General features: G+C 63.8%; 19 protein-coding genes. 8 read left to right on the top strand and 11 right to left on the bottom strand.

Annotated elements, in window-relative coordinates:
• Positions 1-107 precede the first annotated feature (107 nt).
• The gene (locus JOE69_RS11480) at positions 108-1,808 is read left to right on the top strand and encodes a DUF262 domain-containing protein (protein ID WP_309798831.1); all 1,701 of its coding nucleotides are present in this window, start codon (positions 108-110) and stop codon (positions 1,806-1,808) included.
• 19 nt (positions 1,809-1,827) lie between these two features.
• Here the strand turns inward: JOE69_RS11480 and pabB are convergent, their stop codons facing one another.
• From pabB to JOE69_RS11505, 5 genes are all read right to left on the bottom strand, one after another.
• Entirely contained in the window at positions 1,828-3,843 is a 2,016-nt protein-coding gene (gene pabB / locus JOE69_RS11485; RefSeq protein WP_309798833.1) for an aminodeoxychorismate synthase component I, read from the bottom strand.
• Entirely contained in the window at positions 3,836-4,354 is a 519-nt protein-coding gene (locus JOE69_RS11490; RefSeq protein WP_309798835.1) for a low molecular weight protein-tyrosine-phosphatase, read from the bottom strand. The genes pabB and JOE69_RS11490 overlap by 8 nt, the downstream gene beginning before the upstream one ends.
• Positions 4,355-4,545: 191 nt before the next feature.
• The gene (locus JOE69_RS11495) at positions 4,546-4,938 is read right to left on the bottom strand and encodes a type II toxin-antitoxin system VapC family toxin (protein ID WP_296364494.1); all 393 of its coding nucleotides are present in this window, start codon (positions 4,936-4,938) and stop codon (positions 4,546-4,548) included.
• Entirely contained in the window at positions 4,919-5,230 is a 312-nt protein-coding gene (locus tag JOE69_RS11500) for a type II toxin-antitoxin system Phd/YefM family antitoxin (protein ID WP_309798837.1), read from the bottom strand. Before JOE69_RS11500 ends, JOE69_RS11495 begins: the two co-directional genes overlap by 20 nt.
• Before the next feature lie 124 nt (positions 5,231-5,354).
• Positions 5,355-6,197 carry an alkaline phosphatase family protein gene (locus tag JOE69_RS11505; RefSeq protein WP_309798839.1) on the bottom strand — a complete coding sequence of 281 codons (843 nt, stop codon included), beginning with the start codon at positions 6,195-6,197 and terminating at the stop codon, positions 5,355-5,357.
• A gap of 155 nt (positions 6,198-6,352) precedes the next feature.
• Here JOE69_RS11505 and JOE69_RS11510 point away from each other — a divergent pair, with 155 nt between their 5' ends.
• From JOE69_RS11510 to JOE69_RS11520, 3 genes are all read left to right on the top strand, one after another.
• Complete coding sequence (locus tag JOE69_RS11510; RefSeq protein ID WP_309798840.1) at positions 6,353-7,123, top strand: IclR family transcriptional regulator; 771 nt, start codon at positions 6,353-6,355, stop codon at positions 7,121-7,123.
• A gap of 145 nt (positions 7,124-7,268) precedes the next feature.
• Positions 7,269-8,624 carry an MFS transporter gene (locus JOE69_RS11515; protein ID WP_309798842.1) on the top strand — a complete coding sequence of 452 codons (1,356 nt, stop codon included), beginning with the start codon at positions 7,269-7,271 and terminating at the stop codon, positions 8,622-8,624.
• Between the two features lie 32 nt (positions 8,625-8,656).
• On the top strand, positions 8,657-9,322 hold the full coding sequence (locus JOE69_RS11520; protein ID WP_309798844.1) for an SDR family oxidoreductase: 666 nt from the start codon (positions 8,657-8,659) through the stop codon (positions 9,320-9,322).
• 110 nt (positions 9,323-9,432) lie between these two features.
• On the opposite strand, the gene JOE69_RS11525 is transcribed toward JOE69_RS11520, so the two are convergent.
• Positions 9,433-10,503: a D-2-hydroxyacid dehydrogenase gene (locus JOE69_RS11525; protein ID WP_309798846.1), complete on the bottom strand. Its 1,071-nt coding sequence runs from the start codon at positions 10,501-10,503 to the stop codon at positions 9,433-9,435.
• A gap of 28 nt (positions 10,504-10,531) precedes the next feature.
• Here JOE69_RS11525 and JOE69_RS11530 point away from each other — a divergent pair, with 28 nt between their 5' ends.
• From JOE69_RS11530 to JOE69_RS11540, 3 genes are read left to right on the top strand one after another with little or no spacing between them, the layout of a single operon-like run.
• Positions 10,532-11,428, top strand: a complete 897-nt coding sequence (locus tag JOE69_RS11530; protein WP_309798849.1) for an NAD(P)-dependent oxidoreductase — start codon at positions 10,532-10,534, stop codon at positions 11,426-11,428.
• Positions 11,428-12,189, top strand: coding sequence for an SDR family oxidoreductase (locus tag JOE69_RS11535; protein WP_309798851.1), 762 nt, complete (start codon positions 11,428-11,430; stop codon positions 12,187-12,189). Before JOE69_RS11530 ends, JOE69_RS11535 begins: the two co-directional genes overlap by 1 nt.
• A gap of 41 nt (positions 12,190-12,230) precedes the next feature.
• Positions 12,231-13,286: an L-idonate 5-dehydrogenase gene (locus JOE69_RS11540; protein ID WP_309798853.1), complete on the top strand. Its 1,056-nt coding sequence runs from the start codon at positions 12,231-12,233 to the stop codon at positions 13,284-13,286.
• Between the two features lie 26 nt (positions 13,287-13,312).
• Here the strand turns inward: JOE69_RS11540 and JOE69_RS11545 are convergent, their stop codons facing one another.
• The 5 genes from JOE69_RS11545 to JOE69_RS11565 form a co-directional block, all read right to left on the bottom strand.
• Complete coding sequence (locus tag JOE69_RS11545) at positions 13,313-13,933, bottom strand: LysE family transporter (RefSeq protein WP_309798855.1); 621 nt, start codon at positions 13,931-13,933, stop codon at positions 13,313-13,315.
• Positions 13,934-13,998: 65 nt separating this feature from the next.
• The gene (locus tag JOE69_RS11550) at positions 13,999-15,384 is read right to left on the bottom strand and encodes a DUF2252 domain-containing protein (protein WP_309798857.1); all 1,386 of its coding nucleotides are present in this window, start codon (positions 15,382-15,384) and stop codon (positions 13,999-14,001) included.
• 41 nt (positions 15,385-15,425) lie between these two features.
• Complete coding sequence (locus tag JOE69_RS11555) at positions 15,426-16,031, bottom strand: DJ-1/PfpI family protein (protein ID WP_296364483.1); 606 nt, start codon at positions 16,029-16,031, stop codon at positions 15,426-15,428.
• A 116-nt stretch (positions 16,032-16,147) separates the two neighbouring features.
• A complete protein-coding gene (locus JOE69_RS11560; RefSeq protein WP_296364482.1) occupies positions 16,148-16,642 on the bottom strand; it encodes an SRPBCC domain-containing protein in 495 nt (164 codons plus the stop codon).
• Positions 16,635-17,027, bottom strand: a complete 393-nt coding sequence (locus JOE69_RS11565; protein ID WP_309798861.1) for an ArsR/SmtB family transcription factor — start codon at positions 17,025-17,027, stop codon at positions 16,635-16,637. The genes JOE69_RS11560 and JOE69_RS11565 overlap by 8 nt, the downstream gene beginning before the upstream one ends.
• Before the next feature lie 240 nt (positions 17,028-17,267).
• On the opposite strand from JOE69_RS11565, the gene JOE69_RS11570 reads away from it, so the two are divergent.
• Positions 17,268-17,930, top strand: a complete 663-nt coding sequence (locus JOE69_RS11570; RefSeq protein ID WP_309798863.1) for a TetR/AcrR family transcriptional regulator — start codon at positions 17,268-17,270, stop codon at positions 17,928-17,930.
• The last annotated feature ends 70 nt before the right edge of the window (positions 17,931-18,000 follow it).

Below are 18,000 nucleotides of genomic sequence, written 5' to 3' on the forward strand. Positions count from 1 at the left end.
CTCACCGGGAACGGCAGCTTACACGAGACATCTATTCCGGTAAGCCACGATCTATGAAAGAATACTTTTCAAACGGTCTCGTCCAGTCTGCGTGTTTGGGGAACTGAGTGAAAATTGAATCAGAAGACATCGATTTAGAGTCGCTTTTATCTAGCAATTATTTCAGCATTCCACGATTTCAACGCCCCTACTCTTGGACGGATGAAAACATTCAGGATCTTTGGGACGATGTGGTTTCCTCAGAGAATGACGATTATTTTATTGGATCGATGGTTGCGTATAGGCGTGAGAAGCAATCATTCGCAATTGTTGATGGACAGCAGCGTCTGACAACATTAACTGTTTTTCTTTGCATCCTTCGGGACGAGCTTAAACGTCTTGACGAAGAGGATTTGGCCGCTGGTATTCATCAGCTTGTCGAGAGAAAAGACAGGAACAATAGAAATCAGTATGTTCTTCAAACTCAAACATCTTTCCCGTTTCTACAAGAAAAAATTCTTCGATTCGGAGATCCGGAACTCAGCGACATAGTTGAGATGGCCGAAGAGCAATCACTTAGAGCAGCGTATCAATCGTTGTCCAAGAAAATCAATTCGATGCTAGAGGCGGTTGATCAGGATGCATCAATTTTGGAAAATGAAAAAAGGGGAATAAAAGTTGATCGTGTTGTAAAGATTCGTGATGCAGTTCTCAATTTGAAGCTAATTTTTGTAAAGCTTGAGAACGAAGAAGATGCCTATTTGATATTCGAGACACTTAATACTCGTGGAAAAGACCTAGCTCTATCAGATTTGGTAAAGACACACTTCACGAAGAATCTCAGGATCACAAATACGATCGATGCCGTTAAGGAAAAGTGGAGCTCGTTGATGGAGACTATTCACAATTCATCAGCAGATATCACACCCGATTCCTTCATATACCACTTCTGGGCCTCGCGCAATGAGGCGGTTCCGCAAAAGAAACTCTATCCGATTATTAAAAAGCAGATCGGTGAGAATAATGCGAGAAGTCACTTGGATTCTTTGGTTCAAGATTCCGTTTATTATCGCGCAATCCATGAGCCTGGATATTTTTGGGGGGTGAACGAGGCAAGAGTTGCTCGCTCTCTTGCGGCGATTCAATTATTTAGACTAGTGCAACCCACGCCGGCGCTACTCTCGTTGGTTCGTTCATATAAGAATGGAACAATTAAACTTGGAAAACTTGTTGAGGCGCTTGAGGCGATTGAGAAATTTCACTTTGCCTTTACGGCGGTGACATCATCTCGATCTTCAGGTGGAATATCTGGAATGTATTCTGCGTTTGCTCGACGACTTTTTGAATGCGATGATTCTCAGGCTGCTGCATTAGAGATAAAGAGTCTCGTTGGAAAACTTCGCGAGAGAGTTCCCCCATATGATGAATTTCTGGCAAGTTTTCGTCAAATTAATTTTACCAACTCCAATTCTAAACAGAAGAATTTGGTAAGATATATTTTGAGAAAATTTTCAATTGAATCAAATCTCAAATTTTCTGCAGATTTCGACGAACTCACAATTGAACATTTTTCACCGCAAGCAAATATTGGTTCAAACGGCTGGGACTCTGGAGTCATTGGGCAATTAGGAAACCTGTTTTTTCTCGAACCTTCGATGAACGAGATGTTGGGTTCAAAGTCCTTCGATAAGAAAATGGAATTAATTAAGTCGAAAAATCTGAATGTCCCTCTCGATGTTTTGAGTGCCGAAAAATGGGATCCGGCAGATGTTCTAGCGCACACTGATCGGCTGGCGCATGTGGCCTATACGAAGATTTGGAAGGTCTAGATTCATCCAGTGTCTCGGTTCAGTCGTCGGGGAAGGCCAGGCCGAGCGCGTCCAGCACGCCGAAGGCCTTGGCCCGGACTTCCTGCCATTCCTCCTCCGGAGCCGAATCCGCGGTGATCGCGCCGCCCACGCCCAGGGTCGCCTGCCCGTGGTCCAGGACCAGCGTGCGGATCAACACGGACAAATCGCTGCCGCCGTCCCGGGAGAAGTAGCCGATGGCTCCGGAGTAGGCGCCCCGGGGCGCCGCTTCGAGCTGGTCCAGGATCCGCATGGTGCTGATTTTCGGCGCCCCGGTCATCGAGCCGGCCGGGAAGGCCGCAGCGATCGCTTCCGACCGGGACGTGCCGGGCCGCAGCCGGGCTTCCACGGTGCTGACCATCTGGTGCACTGTGGCATAGCTTTCGATGGCGCACAGCCGACTCACCCGGACGCTGCCGGGTAGGGCGAAATGCGAGAGGTCGTTGCGCATCAAGTCCACGATCATCAGGTTTTCCGCCCGGTCTTTGACCGAAGCCGCCAGCTCGGACCGCAACTCCGCATCCTTGCCCGGATCCGGATCCCGGCGGCGGGTTCCTTTGATCGGCTCGGCGGTGAGCGCGCCGCCGGGGCTCATCCGGAGCAGGCGTTCCGGCGAAGTGCTCAAAATGCTCAGTCCGCCGAAAGCCAGAAAGGCCGCGAAGGGCGCGGGATTCGCCTGCCGGAGCGTGCGGTAGAGCCCGAGCGGGTCCGCATCGGTGCGGAAGGCGAGGCAGGTGGTGAGGCAGATTTCGTAACTGTTGCCTTCGAAGATCTGCGCTTGGGCCAGACCGATTTTGGTTTTGTAAGCAGAACGGTCGTCGCGGACCGAGACCGTGGTCGGGTCGGGCCTGGCCGCCGTCCCGGGCGCGTGCTTGGCGGCGGCCCGGGTAACGGTTTCCGGCCATCCGTCGTCGGCCAGGCTGAGCGCCCAGGCCAGCTGCTCCTGATGGTCGACGACGACGGCCCGCCCGGCATGCAGCAGGCCGGCGTCAGGGGTGTCCGGGCTTTGCCGGCTGCCGCCGGTTTCCCGCTTGAGTTCATAACCCAGATACCCGATCCAGCCCAGGCTGAACGGCAGTCCTCCGGCGATCGGCGCGGAGGTTCCCGGCCATTGCGCGTCGAGCCAACGGAAGAACGGTCCCGGGACCTCGACCGTGATCCCGCGGAAGCTGTGCCGCGTCATGCCGTCGCGGTGCCAGGCGATCTGGCCGAAGTCGCCGCCGTCATCGGCCATGATGGAGAACCGGCTGCGCTCGCCGCGCTGCTGGGCATCCGAACTGTCCAGCCAGACCGCGTTCTCCGAATGGCCGAAAAGCGCCTCGAAAAGCCCTGCCGGATCACCGGTGAACGGGACCGGGGCGGCCAGCGTGGCACGGGCGTGCTCGCGTTGCAACTCCGGGGCCAGCAGGTTCTTCAGCTGCGGCAACAGGCCCAGCGCCTGCAGCACGTCGGACGGCAGCACCGGTGAGTCCAACCGCAGGTCCGCATGTTCTGCAGGGTGGTCGGCAGCCAGCAACTCGGCTTCCTGAGCGGCCCAAAGATCCCAGTAGGGGGCGTAGGTCTCGCCGTCCCGGGCCAGCGCCCGCTCCTTGCGCAGGGCCTCGGCGGCTTCCACCCAGATCACCGCGTCCAGCATCGGCCGGGCCGGAGCCTGCGCGGCACCGACGCCTTCGACGATGACCACGTCCGAGGCCGTGGTCTGCCGGGCCTCCCCGTCGAAGTGCGCGGACCAATCCCAACTGGTCCACTGGGCATCCACCCCGCGGTGCAGCGGGTTGAGCACGGTTTGCAGATAGCGGTCGACTCCGGCAGACAAGCCGTTCCATCCGGGGTAGACATCCTCCAGGTGGAAAACCGAGACTTTGCGGTGCTCCCGCAGCAGCGAGGCCAGTTCCAACGCCAAGGAGGTCTTGCCGCTTCCGGACCGGCCGTCGACGGCGATGATCACCGGCCGGCGGGCGGCTCCGCCGCCCGATGCTCCAGATACTGCTGGTTCTGCCGGAATGGCTTCAGACATGGTGCCGCGGATCAGCGGCGCCTATGTGTTCGAGGATTCCGGGGATGGCCGCATCAATGAGCCGGTAAGCCTCTTCGAAGTCTTCACTGCCGCCGTACCAGGGGTCGGCGATGCCCAGTTCGCCGGGTTCGGCGGCCGGATCGAACTCGCGGATCAACTGGACCTTCGCCCGGGCCGCCGGGGTCGGTGCGTGCTCGCGCAGCCAATCGAAATGATCGGTGTCCATGGCCAGGATCAAATCGTTGTCGATGAAGTCGGCGGCCGCGATTTTCCGGGCCCGGTGCAGGCCGGACGACGACTGTGCCTCAGTGCCGTCGGGGATGCCGCGCTCGCGAAGCACCGCAGCGGCTCGGGGATCGATCGGGTTCCCCTCCTCCCACTGCGTGGTGCCCGCAGAGTCGATGCGGATGCCTTCGTTTCCGGCAACCGCATGCCGCAGCATCAGCTCGGCCATCGGGGATCGGCAGATGTTTCCGGTGCATACGGTAATGATCCGATAAGGCAGGGTCATATTGTCAGCTTACCCAGATCACCCCGGACCGGCCGGGCCCTCGACAAGTGTTTCCGAGAGTTAAGCCCGGTGTTAAGCTGCTCCGGGTCAATTGTTCATCGCGCAACTGCCGGAGCCGGCGGGTTGGTAACGGAGACGCGCGGACTTGCAGTGCATCCGTTCTCGCCGGCCGGGTCAGATCGGCTCCGCGGTCACCAGAACGTGTTCAGCGGGGCGAAGTCACGCAGGGTGTCATCCGCGGTGATCAGAGTGAGGCCTTCGATCGTCGCCTGGGCCAGGAGGATCCGGTCGAAGGGGTCCCGATGCTGCCAATCCAGACGCCCGGCTTCGATGGCATGGGTCGAATCGACGGCCAGTTCCGAGGCCCGCAGGTTTGCCACCTGCCGGGAAAACGACGAGATCAACGGCTCCACCGCCGGGAGTTTCCCCACTTGGTATTTGAAGGCGATCTCGTAAGCGCTGGCCGCGGAAACCCAGATTTCGTGGTCCGCTTTGAGAATCGCATTGCGGGCTTTGACGGAGAGCAGCTTGGGCGAGGTCAATGCCCAGATCAGGACCTGGGTGTCACAGAGATAGCTTGTCATCTGACAGCCCCAGCTCGTCGGCGGTCCACGGATCGCGGAAAGCGTCGTCCGGGATGTCCAGTTTCAGGAACCCGAGCCTGCGCTTGGCCGGCGGTGCAATCGGAACGATCCGGGCCACCGGGCGGCCGGCCTTCGCGATGACGACGTCTTCGCCGTTCGCCACCAGGCTGAGCAACTCGGAAAGCCGGGTCTTGGTCTCCTGAACGTTGTATTGGCCCATGTTGACCAAGTCTAGTTGGTCAACTTCGAATTCGATCGGTTCTACCCAGTAGTTGGGCGGGTGATTTGTCATGTGAACATGGTGGCCGGGATGATCGGCCGGACGCCAGGAGAGTCGGCTGAATGTGTGGAAAGCAGCAGATCCCCCGGCCTGTTGCGGAGGAGTGCGACCGGCGGTGCGAGACGCGGACGGTGGCTCAGACGGCGTCGAAAACCCGACCCGACGCCGCCGGGTGGGCTACCCCGAAACTCGCCAGCACCTGGACCGGGATGTCCGCGTGGCTCAGTTCCCGGGCCGGCCCGTTGAGGCCCGGCCCGGAAGCTGCAAGCCATGCAGTCCGTTCTTCGGCGGAATCGCCGCCATGGCCGCCGTCGGCCAAGTGGCCGTGGTCGGTGACCACGAAGACGGTCCAGGCTTCGCGCGACCGGTTGGGCCGCGCGGCGACCGCATCCAGCAACTGGCCCAATCTGGCATCGCTGGATTCGATCGCCCGCTGGTAATCCACGCCGGTGCCCACGTCGTGGCACACCACATCGGGGACCCCGAAATAGACGAAGGCCAGATCGACCGGTTCGGCCCGCAACCGTTGGGCCGCGTACTCGGCCACCTCGGCGTCGGCGGCATAGGCGTCCGCCACCGATCCGGAAGCATCCGGATCGGTGGGCGATGCCCATCCGCCCGAGGAGAAGAGCGGTCCGTTCCCGGAGCTCCGGACCAGTGGGTGCCAGGAAGCGGCGATCAAGGCCGTGCTGCCGGGGCGGGCCCGTTGCAGCACGGCGGCAAAGTCGTCGAACCGGTCCAGGGCGGCCGGTCGTCCGGAGTTGTCCAGAACCCCGTGCTGATCGGCATCGACGCCGGTGGCCACACTGGACCACACCGGTGCCGAAATCGTGGGATTGGCGCCGGCCACTTGGATCGGGGTCAGGAAACCGGCAGCGGCAACCAGATCGAGGTTCGGGGTCTCCGCTTCTTGCAGGGAATCGAAGCGGACTCCGTCGATTCCGACCACCAGGACATGGGTCGAACGCTCAGCAGGCATGGCCTCCAGGGTAGTCCGGCGGAATCGATTGCACCATGCCCGGAAGCCTGTCCGGGCTGGCTGTCGGATGCGCTATCGAATCCCGTTCACTATGCTGAACGGAACTGCGGACCGAACGGAATCGCAGACTGAGCGACCTTGAATGTGAGGCTTCCGTGAGCACACTCTCTCCGGCCCCGGCGGTGACCCGGGCCGCAGCCGCCCTCGACGCCTTGGCGGCCTCGGCTAGCGGCGTGATGACTTTGAGCGATCTGGCCCGCGAGCTGGACATTCCGAAGTCATCGGCGTCGAACCTGCTGCAGGCGCTCGAGGAAGCGAACCTGGTCCGCAAACAGGGGGCCGGCTACGGCCTGGGCCGCAAACTCGTGGAACTCGGCGCGGCCTATCTGGACCGGCAGGACGACGTCCGGGAGTTCTACCGGTTCTGCGAGGAGTCGCCCGCCTTGGTCAACGAAACCGTCCGGATCGCCATGCTGGACGGTGAAAACGTGATTTATCTGGCGCGTTATGAGGGGCATCCGGCGGTTCGGTTCACCTCGAACATCGGCGACAAAATGCCGGCCTCGCTCTGCGCCGTCGGCAAGGCCCTGCTCGCGCGGTTGCACGCCAAAGACCTCGAGGCGATGTTCCCGGACGGCAAGCAGCTCCCGGCCCTGACCCCGCATTCGATCACCGACCCGGTGACGCTGCGGGCTGCCCTGGCCGAAGCGCAGCAGCGCGGCTATGCCTTCGAAGACGAAGAATCCACGTTGGGCGTGGTCTGCGTCGGCGTCGCGATTCCCACCAGGGGCACGCACGGCCCCAGCCTGGGCCTCTCGGTGACCGCATTGAAGGCCACCTTCACCCGTGAGCTGGAGCGGAAATTGGTGACCGAGCTGCAGGAGCTCGCCCGTTCGCTCGGCGCGCCAATGTCGTTGGTCCGTTAGCCAGCGGCTTTCCCGCACTTTGGCCTCTTCCGCCTTTGTTCAACATGCTGTACGGTGTGCAATAGGGTGATCAAGCTCGCACTGATCGCCGCTTTCCAGGCCAAGGGGGTCCCGGAATGGAACAAGGGGGCAGGTGCACACCGGCATGAACACCGAACAACCGGCAGCGGCGCAGCAGGCCGCAGGAACCGCGCATGACGAGGCTCCGGTCGAACCGGAGCAGTTGCGCCGCGCCACGCTCGCCAGCTCCATCGGCTCGGCCCTGGAGTATTACGACTTCTACATCTTCGGCCTCGCCACGGCGCTGATCTTCGGCCCGTTGTTCTTCGAGCCGTTCGGCGACGCGAAGGTCATCGCATCCTTCGCGACGTTCGGCATCGCCTATATCGCGCGCCCGCTCGGCGGCGTGCTCTTCGGCTTCATTGGGGACCGCTACGGGCGCAAGGTAGTGCTGCTCAGCACCGTGGCGCTGATGGGCGCGGCAAGTTTCCTGATCGGATTGCTGCCCACCTACGAATCGATCGGGGCTGCTGCGCCGATCATGCTCGTGGCGCTGCGCATCCTGCAAGGGCTCGGTGCCGGGGCGGAGCAGGCCGGTGCGACTACGTTGATTTCGGAATTCGCCCCGCCCAAGCGCCGCGGCTTCTTCGCGGCCCTGCCTTTCGTCGGCATCCAGCTCGGCACCTTGCTGGGCGCCGGGACCTTCGCGATCCTCGGCCTAGTGGACCGGACGGCCCTGACCACCTGGGTCTGGCGGGTACCGTTCCTGGCGAGCTTCATCCTGATCATCGTCGCCGTGGTGATCCGGCTCAAACTCAAGGAAACCCCGGTCTTCCGAGAAATGGAAGCGCACAAGACCGTGGTCAAGAACCCGGTGAGCGCGGTATGGCGGACCTCGCGTTGGAACATCCTCAAGGGGATCGGCATCCGGATGGCCGAAAACGGCAACTCCAGTCTGTATTCGGCGGTCATGGTCAGCTTCATCGGGGGGATCGCCGCGTATCAGAGCAACAACAGCCTGGGCCCGACGGCGTTGCTGGTCGCGGCCGGCGCGGCTGCCGTGATGGTGGTCTTCTTCGGCTGGCTCTCCGATCGGGTCGGCCGGGTTCCGGTGTACAAATGGGGTGCGTTGTTCCAGGCGGTGGTGGCGGTTCCGGCGTTCTATCTGATGACCCTTGGCCAGCCCTGGCTGGTGATCGTGGTCGTCGTGGTCGGCGTCGCCCTCGGGGTGCAATCCATGCTGGGCCCGCAGTGCGCCTTGCTGCCGGAACTCTTCGGTTCCACGCACCGCTTCACCGGGGTGGCGTTGAGCCGGGAGATCTCCGCGATGCTGGCCAGCGGCCTGATCCCGGTGCTGGTGGCGGCACTGCTCGCGGCGACCGGAAACTCCTGGCTCGTGATGGCCGGCGCTTCGCTGATCCTGTCCTTGATCAGCTTCGCGACGACGTTCGTGCTGCCGGAGACCGCGGGGCGGGATCTGCGCAGCACCCAGGACGCCTGAGCGGGAGCGCGGCAACGGGGTACCCTGGGGCAATGCCTCTCGTTTTAGTCACCGGGGCCGCCCGTGCCAACAGTATTGCGGCCGGCATCGTGCCGCGCCTCGCCGCGGACGGCTGGGACGTGGTCACCAGCGATCTGCAGGGCGCGGACTATCCCTGCGATTTGGCCGCGCCGACCGGTCCGGAAGCCCTGATCGGAGCCGTCGCGGCGGACCGCGGCCCGATCGACGCGCTCGTGCTCAGCCATGCCCACGACGTCGAGTCCGGGATCTTGGACACCACCGCGGAAAGTTTCGACCGGCACATCGCGGTGAACGCGCGGGCCAGCCTTTTGCTGATCGCGGCCTTCGCCCGGCAAGTCCCGGACGGTGGCGGAGCGATCGTCGCGCTCACCAGCGACCATACGACTGGGAATCTGCCCTATGGCGCTTCGAAGGGCGCCTTGGACCGGATGGTGATTTCCGCGGCCCGGGAGCTCGGCCCGCTCGGGGTGTCCGCGAATGTGCTCAATCCCGGCCCGATCGACACCGGCTGGATGGACGACGAAGTGCGGGAAACGCTGACCGCCGGATACCCCTTGGGCCGGATGGGTCTGCCCCGGGACATCGCCGGAGTCGTGGCCTTCCTGCTCTCCACGGAAGGGCGCTGGATCTCGGGCCAGTTGCTCAACGTGGACGGCGGATTCTCCGCGCGGTTCTGAGCACCCGCGGAACTGTCCGTTCCCGGGCGCTTCGTTCCCGGGCCGACCGGCCCGCAGGTGGTCGCCGGTGGGCACTCAGCCCGGCAGACGTTGGAAAGCCCGGCAGGCACTCAGTAGAAGTGCACCGGATCGACAGTGTGCGGCATCGCTTCGTCGGCCCGGAACCGGGCGAGGTTCGCGATGAACCGCTCCGCGATGAGTTTGTTCTCCGCCGCGCTCAAGGCGGCCGAATGCGGCGAAACCAGGACCCGCGGGTGCGTCCAGAGCGGGCTCGCGGCCGGCAGCGGTTCCTGTTCGAAGACGTCCAGGCAGGCATAGGAAACTGTGCCGTCGGCCAGCGCGGCCAAGAGCGCGGACTCGTCGACGACGGAGCCGCGGCCGACATTGACGAAGATGGTTCCCGGTGCGAACGCAGCGAACATTTCGGCGTCGAAGAGGTGCTCGGTCTGCGGTGTGCCGGGCAGCGTGTTGACCACCGCGTCGGCGCCGGCCAGCAGTCCGGGCAGGCCGCTGTTGTCGACCACCGATTCGATCCCGTCGATCGGGGCCACCTCGCGTTTGCTGCCGCTGACCGTCATGCCCAGCGCTTTGGCCAGCCGTGCGGTTTCCAGGCCGATTTCGCCCAGTCCAGAGATCACCAGCCGGGAGCCGGCAAGCAGCCGGGTCGGCACGCGGAGCGTGGGCCAGTGCTTGGCTTGCTGGTCGGCTTGCATCTCGGCCACCCGTTTGAAACCGCTCAGCAGTCCCAGCAGGGCGAATTCGGCCAGGGGCAGGGCATGCACCCCGGCCGAGGTGGTCACCTGCACCCGGGACAGCTCAGCGGAGCTCAGCCCGGCGGCGCGGACCGCTCCGCCGGCTCCGGCCGCCATCGCGTGCACCCAGCGCAGTCGGGGATTTTCCCGGATCGCCCGGGCCAGATCGGCCGGTGATTCGTTGGGGATCCCGTACAGCACGTCGGCGGCGAGGATGTTGGCCCAATAGCGGGCTTCCTGTTCCGGACTGCGCCGGAAATCCGGATCGCCGTGGTGATCGGCCGGGTAGCGCTCCGGGGGCAGCAACCCGGCGTCGTACAACACGGTCGCCCCGGGTGCCGATCGCTGGATCTGCGCCACGAGTTCCGCCTCCAGAGGCACGCAGATGGCGATCGTGGGGTCGGTGGGCGCGGTGCTGAAAGTCGACATCTGTTCATCATACTGAAAGGTGGCTAGTATGTTGGACATTATGGATGCATCGGAGCAACGACCACGGATCGCCTTCTTCGGCCTTGGCAAAATGGGCGAACCGATGGCGCGGAACCTGCTGCGGGCCGGGTTCGAAACCTCGGTGTGGAACCGGTCCCGGCCGGCTGCCGAGCGGTTGCGGGAGGCAGGTGCCCAGCTGCTCGGGGATCCTGCGGAAGCGGCCGACGCCGACGTCGTGATCGCGATGCTGCCGGATTTGCCGCAGATCGAGGAGCTGCTCGCCCCGCTGATCGTCCGCTGGGGCGGGGCGCCGGTGGCCCGGCCACGCACCCTCGTGGTGATGAGCACCGTCTCGCCGGCCGCCGTGGTCCGGTTCGGCGCGCGGCTCGAGGGGCTCGCGGAACTGATCGATGCTCCGGTCAGCGGCGGTACCGAAGGCGCCGAACAGGGCACGCTCGCGATCATGGCCGGTGGTTCTGAAGCAGCGTTCCAGCGGGTCAAACAGGTCTTCGACGCAATGGGCAGGGCGCAACGGCTCGGCGGACTCGGCGCCGGTTCGCTGGCCAAAGCCTGCAACCAAGTGCTGGTCGGATTGACCGCAGCGGCGCTCGCCGAAGCCGTGGTGGTCGCCGAACGCTCCGGCCTGGACGGCCAGCAGCTGCTCGAGGTCCTCTCCGGAGGTTTGGCGGATTCTGCAGTGCTGCGCCAGATCGGGCCGCGGATCGCAGCCCGGGATTTCCGGGTCCGCGGTGCTGCGCAATTCATGCTCAAGGACCTTGGCTTCTTCCTGGACGCCGCGGAACAGAGCGGAACCGACGCTGCACTGAGCCGTGCCGCCCGCGACCGGTATGCAGCGCTGGTGGAGCAGGGGCTCGGGGGCCAGGACCTCGCAGTGGTGCGGACTGTCGTGGAAGGACGGGAATGATGTTCGATCTGACCGGCAAAATGGCCCTGGTCACCGGATCCAGCCGGGGCATCGGCCGCGCGATCGCGGAAGGGCTGGCCGAGGCCGGTGCCACGGTGGTGCTGCACGGCCGGCAGGCCGAGCGGGTCGAGGCTGCGGCGGCGGAGTTCCGGGCCAGATTCGGTGCCGGTCGAGTCCACACCAGTGCCTTCGACATCACCGATCCGGAGCAGGTTTCAGCCGGGATCGCCGCAATCATGGCGGCGGCCGGCGTACCGGACGTCTTGGTCAACAACGCGGGCCTGCAGCACCGGGTGCCGTTGTTGGAGTTGGAATTCGCGGATTGGGAACGCGTGTTGAAAACCGATTTGAGCAGCCTGTTCCTGATCGGCAAAGCGCTGGCCGCGCCGATGATCGACCGCGGCAGTGGGAAGATCATCAACATCGGCTCGGTGCAGAGCGAATTGGCCAGACCGACGATTGCGGCCTACACCGCGGCCAAGGGCGGGGTGCGGAACCTGACCCGGGCGATGGCCGCGGAATGGGCCAAGCACGGCTTGCAGATCAATTCTCTGGCCCCCGGTTACATCCACACCGAAATGACCCAGAGCCTGGTCGACGACGCCGCGTTCAATTCCTGGGTGTTGGGCCGGACCCCTGCCGCCCGCTGGGGGACCGTGCAGGATTTGGTCGGGCCGGCCGTATGGCTTGCCTCGGACGCCTCGGATTTCGTCAACGGGCAAACCATTTTCATCGACGGCGGCATGACCGCCGTCGTCTGAATCGGTCGGCCGAGCGGCCGCCGGAACCATCGGGAGCAACCATGGACGCAAACCTCGCAGTGCAGATCCACGCCAAGGGCGATCTGCGTTTGGTCGAATTGCCGATGCCGGAACCCGGCCCGGACGAGGCCTTGCTGCAGATCGCCTACGGCGGGATTTGCGGGTCCGATCTGCATTATTGGCGGCACGGCGCGGCGGGCCAGTCGATTCTCCGCGAGCCGATGCTGCTGGGCCACGAAGTGGTGGGCACCGTGCTGGAAGCCGCCGCGGACGGCAGCTCGCCCGCGGCCGGCACCCAGGTTGCAATCCACCCCGCGACGCCGCGTGCCGATGCCGACGGCACCCCGTACCCGGCTGGCCGGCCGAACCTGGCGCCCGGCGGGACTTACCTGGGCAGTGCCGCCCGTTTCCCGCACACCCAGGGCGCCTTCGCCCGTTATGTCGCGCTGCCCGGGCGGATGCTGCGCCGGTTGCCGGACGGCCTGCCGCTGCGTTCGGCGGCGATTGCCGAGCCGGCTTCAGTGGCCTGGCACGCCGTGGAGCAGGCCGGACTCCGGCCCGACGGCGGCAGTGTGCTCGGCGGGGCCAAGGTGTTGGTGATCGGGGCCGGGCCGATCGGTTCGCTCGTCGTCGCGGTAGCCAGGACGCTGGGTGCACGGGAGTTGATAGCCGTCGATTTGCAGGCCAAGCCGCTGCAGATCGCGCGCGAGCTCGGCGCCACCGGGACCTTGCAGGCCGCGACTGAGGATCAGATCAGCGCGATCCATGCCGACGTGGTTTTCGAATCCTCCGGGCATCACAGCGGACTGGACCTGGCGCTGCGCGGCGCAACCCGCGGCGGGAAAGTGGTGATGGTGGGTTTGCTGCCGGCCGGTCCGCAACCGGTGGATATTTCACTCGCGGTGAGCCGGGAATTGCAGTTGGCCGGTTCGTTCCGGTTCAACGGCGAACTGGACCGTGTGCTCGGCGCGCTGGCCGACGGCTCGTTGCGGGCGGATCCGGTGGTGACCCAGGTCTTTCCGGTCGCGCAGATGCTGGAGGCGTTCGAGCTAGCTGGTGATCCGTCCCGCTCGGGCAAGGTCCTGCTGGAGTTCTGAGCCGGGCCGCCGGGCCCGTCCGCTGTTCAAGCCACGGCGAGCAGCACCCCGACGCCGATGAACAGTCCGCCGAAGACCCGGTTGAGCATGATTTCGCCTTGCCGGCTCGTGGTGAATCGCCGCAGTGAACGGGCCGCTGCGGCGAAGAACAGCCACATCACCGCGATGTCCACCAAGACCACGGTGGCCGCCAAGACCAGATATTGCGGCAGCAACGCCGCGTCCGGCCGGATGAACTGCGGTACGAAGGCCAGGAAGAACACGATTGCCTTCGGGTTGAGCAAGTTCACCCAGAAACCCCGGCGGAACATCGAGAAGGCGCTTTCCCGTGCTGCCGATGCCGCCTCCGGGGCAGGCTCAACGGGCCGGCTGAAGATCTTGCGCACGCCGAGATAGACCAGATACGCCGCCCCTGCATAGCGGATCAGGTGGAAGGCGATCGGCGAGGAGGCGACCAGGAGCCCGACGCCGGCGGCGACGATGGCGATTTGCAGCAGCAGAGCGGCCTGCTGGCCCAGAATGCCCCACAAAGCACGGCGGAATCCGGAGCTGAGCGCGTTGCTCATGGTGTTGATCGCGCCGGCGCCGGGCGTGAAGCTGATCAGCAGGCAGGCGGCCAACAAGGCCAGCCACAGGGATGGTTGCACCTGGAAATACTAGACGATCGCCGATGTGCGTGGTGTGACGCAGGCCGGCTGGCTTCCACTCCGGATCAGACGCCGAATTCGGCCGGCATCCGGCCGGTTTTCACTGCCGACTGCAAGGCGGCGTAGTCCTTTTCGCACTGGTCGGCGTAACTGGCCGACCAAGCCACGATCGCTTCGTCGAACCGCTCGCTGCGCCCCAGATAGCCGGCCGCGACCGCGCCGGCCCCGGTCTGGCTGTGCGCCCGGGCCAGGAGCCGGGCGCACCACTCGACGTAGCTGGTGAAGTTGGCGGCGGACAAGCCGTTGGTCTCCACCGAACCCTTCATATCGCGGAACTGGCGCCAGTAGTAATCGACCCGGCGGCGATCGTCGTCGTCGCCGGCGAATCCTTGGATCCAACCGAGGAAGGGGTCTGAGGAGGCCTGCAGGATCTTCTGGTTGGCGACCACCCGGTGGCCCTCCGAGCCGCCCCGGTGCGGATCCACTCCGGGCGGCAGTCCGTTGGGCATTCCGCCGTAAACCTGCAGCACCGAGGGCGGGGCCTCCTTGGCCTGCAGGAACAACGGTTCGCCCGCGGGCCCTTCGAGCAGCATCACATAGCAGCGGGTGCCCACCGAGCCGACGCCGACCACCCGCAGCACGTAGTCCACCAGAGTGAATTGCTGCAGGAGCACCGCGATGTCCGAGCGCACCGTGCTGCTGTACTCCTGGAACAGCCGGGCGAATTCGTGCGGCTCGGCATGCGGCACATGGCGCATGATCGGCGGTTGGTCGACGATTCGGGAGACGCCGTCCTCATGCCGGGCAACGATTTTGCCGAGTACCTGTTCCGACGTGCGTCCACGGGCTTTTTGGCTGGCCTTGCGCAACAGCTTCTGTTCGTCGGAGTTGAGCTGGTCCTGGACCCCGTCGGTGTTGACTTGGAAGTAATAGCGTTCCAGGGCGGTCAAAGCCATCAGCCGCAGCAGTGTCTGCCGATAGCCGGCTACCGCGGACCGGGTGGCGCTGGTGGCCTGCTGCTCGCTCATCGAGTTGTCCCGGGCGCCGACCATGACGCTCGCAGCGAGTCGTTTCAGGTCCCATTCCCAAGGCGCCAAACCGGCTTCGTCGAAGTCATTGAGGTCGAAAATCAACTGCCGCTCGGCCGATGCGAAAAGCCCGAAATTGGAAATGTGCGCATCGCCGCAGGAAGGCAGCAATACTCCAGTGTGCTGGTTCTGCGCCAAATCCGCGGCCATCACCGAGGCGGTGCCCCGGTAGTAGGCGAACGGCGACTGCAGCATCCGGCCGATCCGCACTGGCACCAGCTCGGGCAGCCGGCTGCGGTTCTGGTCCTGCAGGATGCTCACCGGGTCCCGGTCCAAGGCGGCGAAATCAGCCTGCGCCGCACGTGGCAGGCTGCCGCGTAGTTTCTTTCCTTGTCCAGTCAGCTCCGCAATGCTCGGCGACATGAATTCCCCCAATATTGTGTTGTGCTTTTGGTCCGCCAAGTCTAGGCCGCAGTGCCCCTGGTCCACACTTCATCCCAGGGCCGGTAGCCGATGGCCACTGAAGTCCGGGCTGCGATCTCGGCCCCGGCGAACCGGTCGGTGATCCACAACGCCAGGTCCAGACTCGAGGTGAGTCCGGCTGCGGTAATTCGGTCCCCGTCGTCGGCCACTTTCTGCGGGACCACAAAACTTCCGGCCGCCCGCAACTCCTCCAGGACGCCTTGGCTCGCGGTGGCCGCCCGGCCGTGCAGCATGCCCGCGGCCGCCAGCACCATCGCGCCGGTGCTCACCGATCCGGCCCACTGCAGGCCGGGTGCGATTTCGGCGAGTTTCCGGGGCAGGAATCCATCCTGCACCTGGGCCCAGGTGCCGTGGGCGGGTTTGGCCACCCAGCCGCCGCCGGGGATGATCACCGCGTCCGGCTTGCCGAGCACGTTTTCCACGAAGATCTGGGTCTTCCAGGCGGATTGAACCAGGCCCGGGCTGCGCACACCGACCAACTCGACGTCGAAGGGGGCGCCCTCCCTGGCTGCGATGTTCAAAACCTCGGCCGGGGCCAGCGCGTCCAGATCGTCGAATCCGTCGAAAATCACGATTTCAATGCGCATGCATCTATCGTCCCTGGTGGGCGGAGCCGGGCGGAAGGAAAGTTACCGGAGAGTAATCGGTCTTTGCGAAATCTTTACATTCCCGGATTTCCGTGCCGCCCGGCTCCGGCCGCGGTTCAGGCGTTTTCCAGCTCGGCCAACAGGCCTTCCAGCTGGTTGAGCGTCATGGTCATGCCTTCGATCATGCCCATCGCGACGATCTGATCGCGCTCTTCATTGCTGGTGAAAGCGACCTCGTTGCGGAAGGTGGTCACGCCGTCCTGCTCGGTCAGCGTAATGGTCATGCTGCCCTGGGGCAGATCTTCATTGACATTCCCCTCCGCATCGCAGAAGGCGTCGGTCCAGACGATCTTCTCCGGCGCCACGATCTCGACGTAGCTGGCCTTCGACCAGAACTCTTCGCCGCTTTCGTCGCTGCGCATGCTGTACAGCCACTGTCCGCCCGGACGGAAGTCCATGGTCGAGTTGTTGACCGGGAAGCCTTCCGGCCCCCACCACTGCTGGATGAGGTCGGATTCCGAGAGGGTGCGGAAAACCAGTTCCCGCGGAGCGTTGAAATCGCAGCTGAGGATGATGCCGTGCTCAATGATTTCCTTGCGTACTTCAGTCATTTTCCGGTTCCTTTTCAGGTGTAGTTGCTTGGAGTTTTTCGAGGAGGGTGTCAAGGCGCTGGAGGCTGCCTTCCCAGAGATTGGCATAGTGTTCGGTCCAGTCTTTGAGGTGCACGAAGCCGGTCGGTTCGAGGCTGCAGGTGCGCCATTGTTGCTTCACCGTGCGTTTGATCAACCCGGCTTTTTCCAGGATTGTCAGGTGTTTCGAGATGGCGGGCGTGCCCAACTCGAACGGAGCCGCCAGTTCATTGACCGTGGCATCGCCTTGATGCAGCAAATCGATGAGGTGTCTGCGGACAGGGTGCGCCAAGGCGGAGAAAATCGCGTCGAGCCGGGCTTCTTGCGCCGGTTCGGCCTCGTATTTTCCAATCTTGGAACTTTCCATATATGGAAACTAAACCTCGAGTGGATTCCACGTCAACCCCTTTCGCCGAATTCGCCGAATTCGAACCGCCCTCACCTCGCTTCGCCCGCCCCGCGCCCGTCCAATTCGGGTTTTCGGTGGGCAGGGACGGCTGAGCCCGGTGAAGGGTGCGATTGGACGGGCCTGGTGGCCACTATTCTCAAAGGTGGGGTGTCAACAGTGGGGCTGCCGAGGCCGCCCCGGTCGGAGAAAGGGTAGCGGGTGGAAAGCCAGGGGCGCAGATATGCCGGTGAGCCCGATTCGACGCGTGCGGCGGGGCGCCGGCTGCGGCTGCTCGAATCCGGCCTCGAGCTGTTCGGCACCCGCGGCTACCGGGCGACGACGGTGCGGGAATTGTGTTCTGCGGCGCGGGTTTCGCACCGCACGTTCTACCAGGAGTTCGCCAGCACCGAAGACTTGCTGCTGGCCGTCTATGCATCGTGTTTGGACCGGCTGGTCGAGGTCGTGGTTGCGGCGATTCCGCTCGATGCGCCAGATCTGACCGGCACCTTCTGCAGTGGTGTGGATGCCTTCCTCTCTGAGATCCGGGCGGACCCCCGCCTGGCCCGAGTGGTCTGGTTCGAAGTGCTCGGGGTCAGCGAGCGGGTGGAAGCGGCCTATCTGGGCCGGATGGAGGAATTCACGGCGTTCTTCGGCGGGCTCCTGGATGCTTGGGGGCTTACCTTCCAGGTGGCTCCGGTGACGCGTACCGTGATCCTCCGCATGCTCACCGGCGGAATCAGCCATGTCTCGATGGTCTGGGTGAAGCAGGGTTTCGAGGAGCCGCAAGCGCAGATCGCCGAGGCTATCGTGCGGTTGTTGCAGGCCTGCGCCGCAATGTTGGTGCAGCTGGACGAGACGCTACCGGAGCGCCCGAGCGAATAATCCGAAAAAGTGTGACCCCGGGCACACTTTTTTGATAATCTGGTCACAATCGTTACCACTTTGGGGAGGC

It is taken from the genome of Arthrobacter russicus, assembly GCF_031454135.1.
GTDB lineage: Bacteria > Actinomycetota > Actinomycetes > Actinomycetales > Micrococcaceae > Renibacterium > Renibacterium russicum.

What these genes read in the sequence shown, in the direction of transcription:
- pabB (WP_309798833.1), bottom strand. Translation starts at nt 3,843, where the DNA reads ATGTCTGAAGCCATTCCGGCAGAACCAGCAGTATCTGGAGCATCGGGC.
- JOE69_RS11490 (WP_309798835.1), bottom strand. Translation starts at nt 4,354, where the DNA reads ATGACCCTGCCTTATCGGATCATTACCGTATGCACCGGAAACATCTGC.
- JOE69_RS11495 (WP_296364494.1), bottom strand. Translation starts at nt 4,938, where the DNA reads ATGACAAGCTATCTCTGTGACACCCAGGTCCTGATCTGGGCATTGACC.
- JOE69_RS11500 (WP_309798837.1), bottom strand. Translation starts at nt 5,230, where the DNA reads ATGACAAATCACCCGCCCAACTACTGGGTAGAACCGATCGAATTCGAA.
- JOE69_RS11505 (WP_309798839.1), bottom strand. Translation starts at nt 6,197, where the DNA reads ATGCCTGCTGAGCGTTCGACCCATGTCCTGGTGGTCGGAATCGACGGA.
- JOE69_RS11515 (WP_309798842.1), top strand. Translation starts at nt 7,269, where the DNA reads ATGAACACCGAACAACCGGCAGCGGCGCAGCAGGCCGCAGGAACCGCG.
- JOE69_RS11520 (WP_309798844.1), top strand. Translation starts at nt 8,657, where the DNA reads ATGCCTCTCGTTTTAGTCACCGGGGCCGCCCGTGCCAACAGTATTGCG.
- JOE69_RS11525 (WP_309798846.1), bottom strand. Translation starts at nt 10,503, where the DNA reads ATGTCGACTTTCAGCACCGCGCCCACCGACCCCACGATCGCCATCTGC.
- JOE69_RS11530 (WP_309798849.1), top strand. Translation starts at nt 10,532, where the DNA reads ATGTTGGACATTATGGATGCATCGGAGCAACGACCACGGATCGCCTTC.
- JOE69_RS11535 (WP_309798851.1), top strand. Translation starts at nt 11,428, where the DNA reads ATGTTCGATCTGACCGGCAAAATGGCCCTGGTCACCGGATCCAGCCGG.
- JOE69_RS11540 (WP_309798853.1), top strand. Translation starts at nt 12,231, where the DNA reads ATGGACGCAAACCTCGCAGTGCAGATCCACGCCAAGGGCGATCTGCGT.
- JOE69_RS11550 (WP_309798857.1), bottom strand. Translation starts at nt 15,384, where the DNA reads ATGTCGCCGAGCATTGCGGAGCTGACTGGACAAGGAAAGAAACTACGC.
- JOE69_RS11555 (WP_296364483.1), bottom strand. Translation starts at nt 16,031, where the DNA reads ATGCGCATTGAAATCGTGATTTTCGACGGATTCGACGATCTGGACGCG.
- JOE69_RS11560 (WP_296364482.1), bottom strand. Translation starts at nt 16,642, where the DNA reads ATGACTGAAGTACGCAAGGAAATCATTGAGCACGGCATCATCCTCAGC.
- JOE69_RS11565 (WP_309798861.1), bottom strand. Translation starts at nt 17,027, where the DNA reads ATGGAAAGTTCCAAGATTGGAAAATACGAGGCCGAACCGGCGCAAGAA.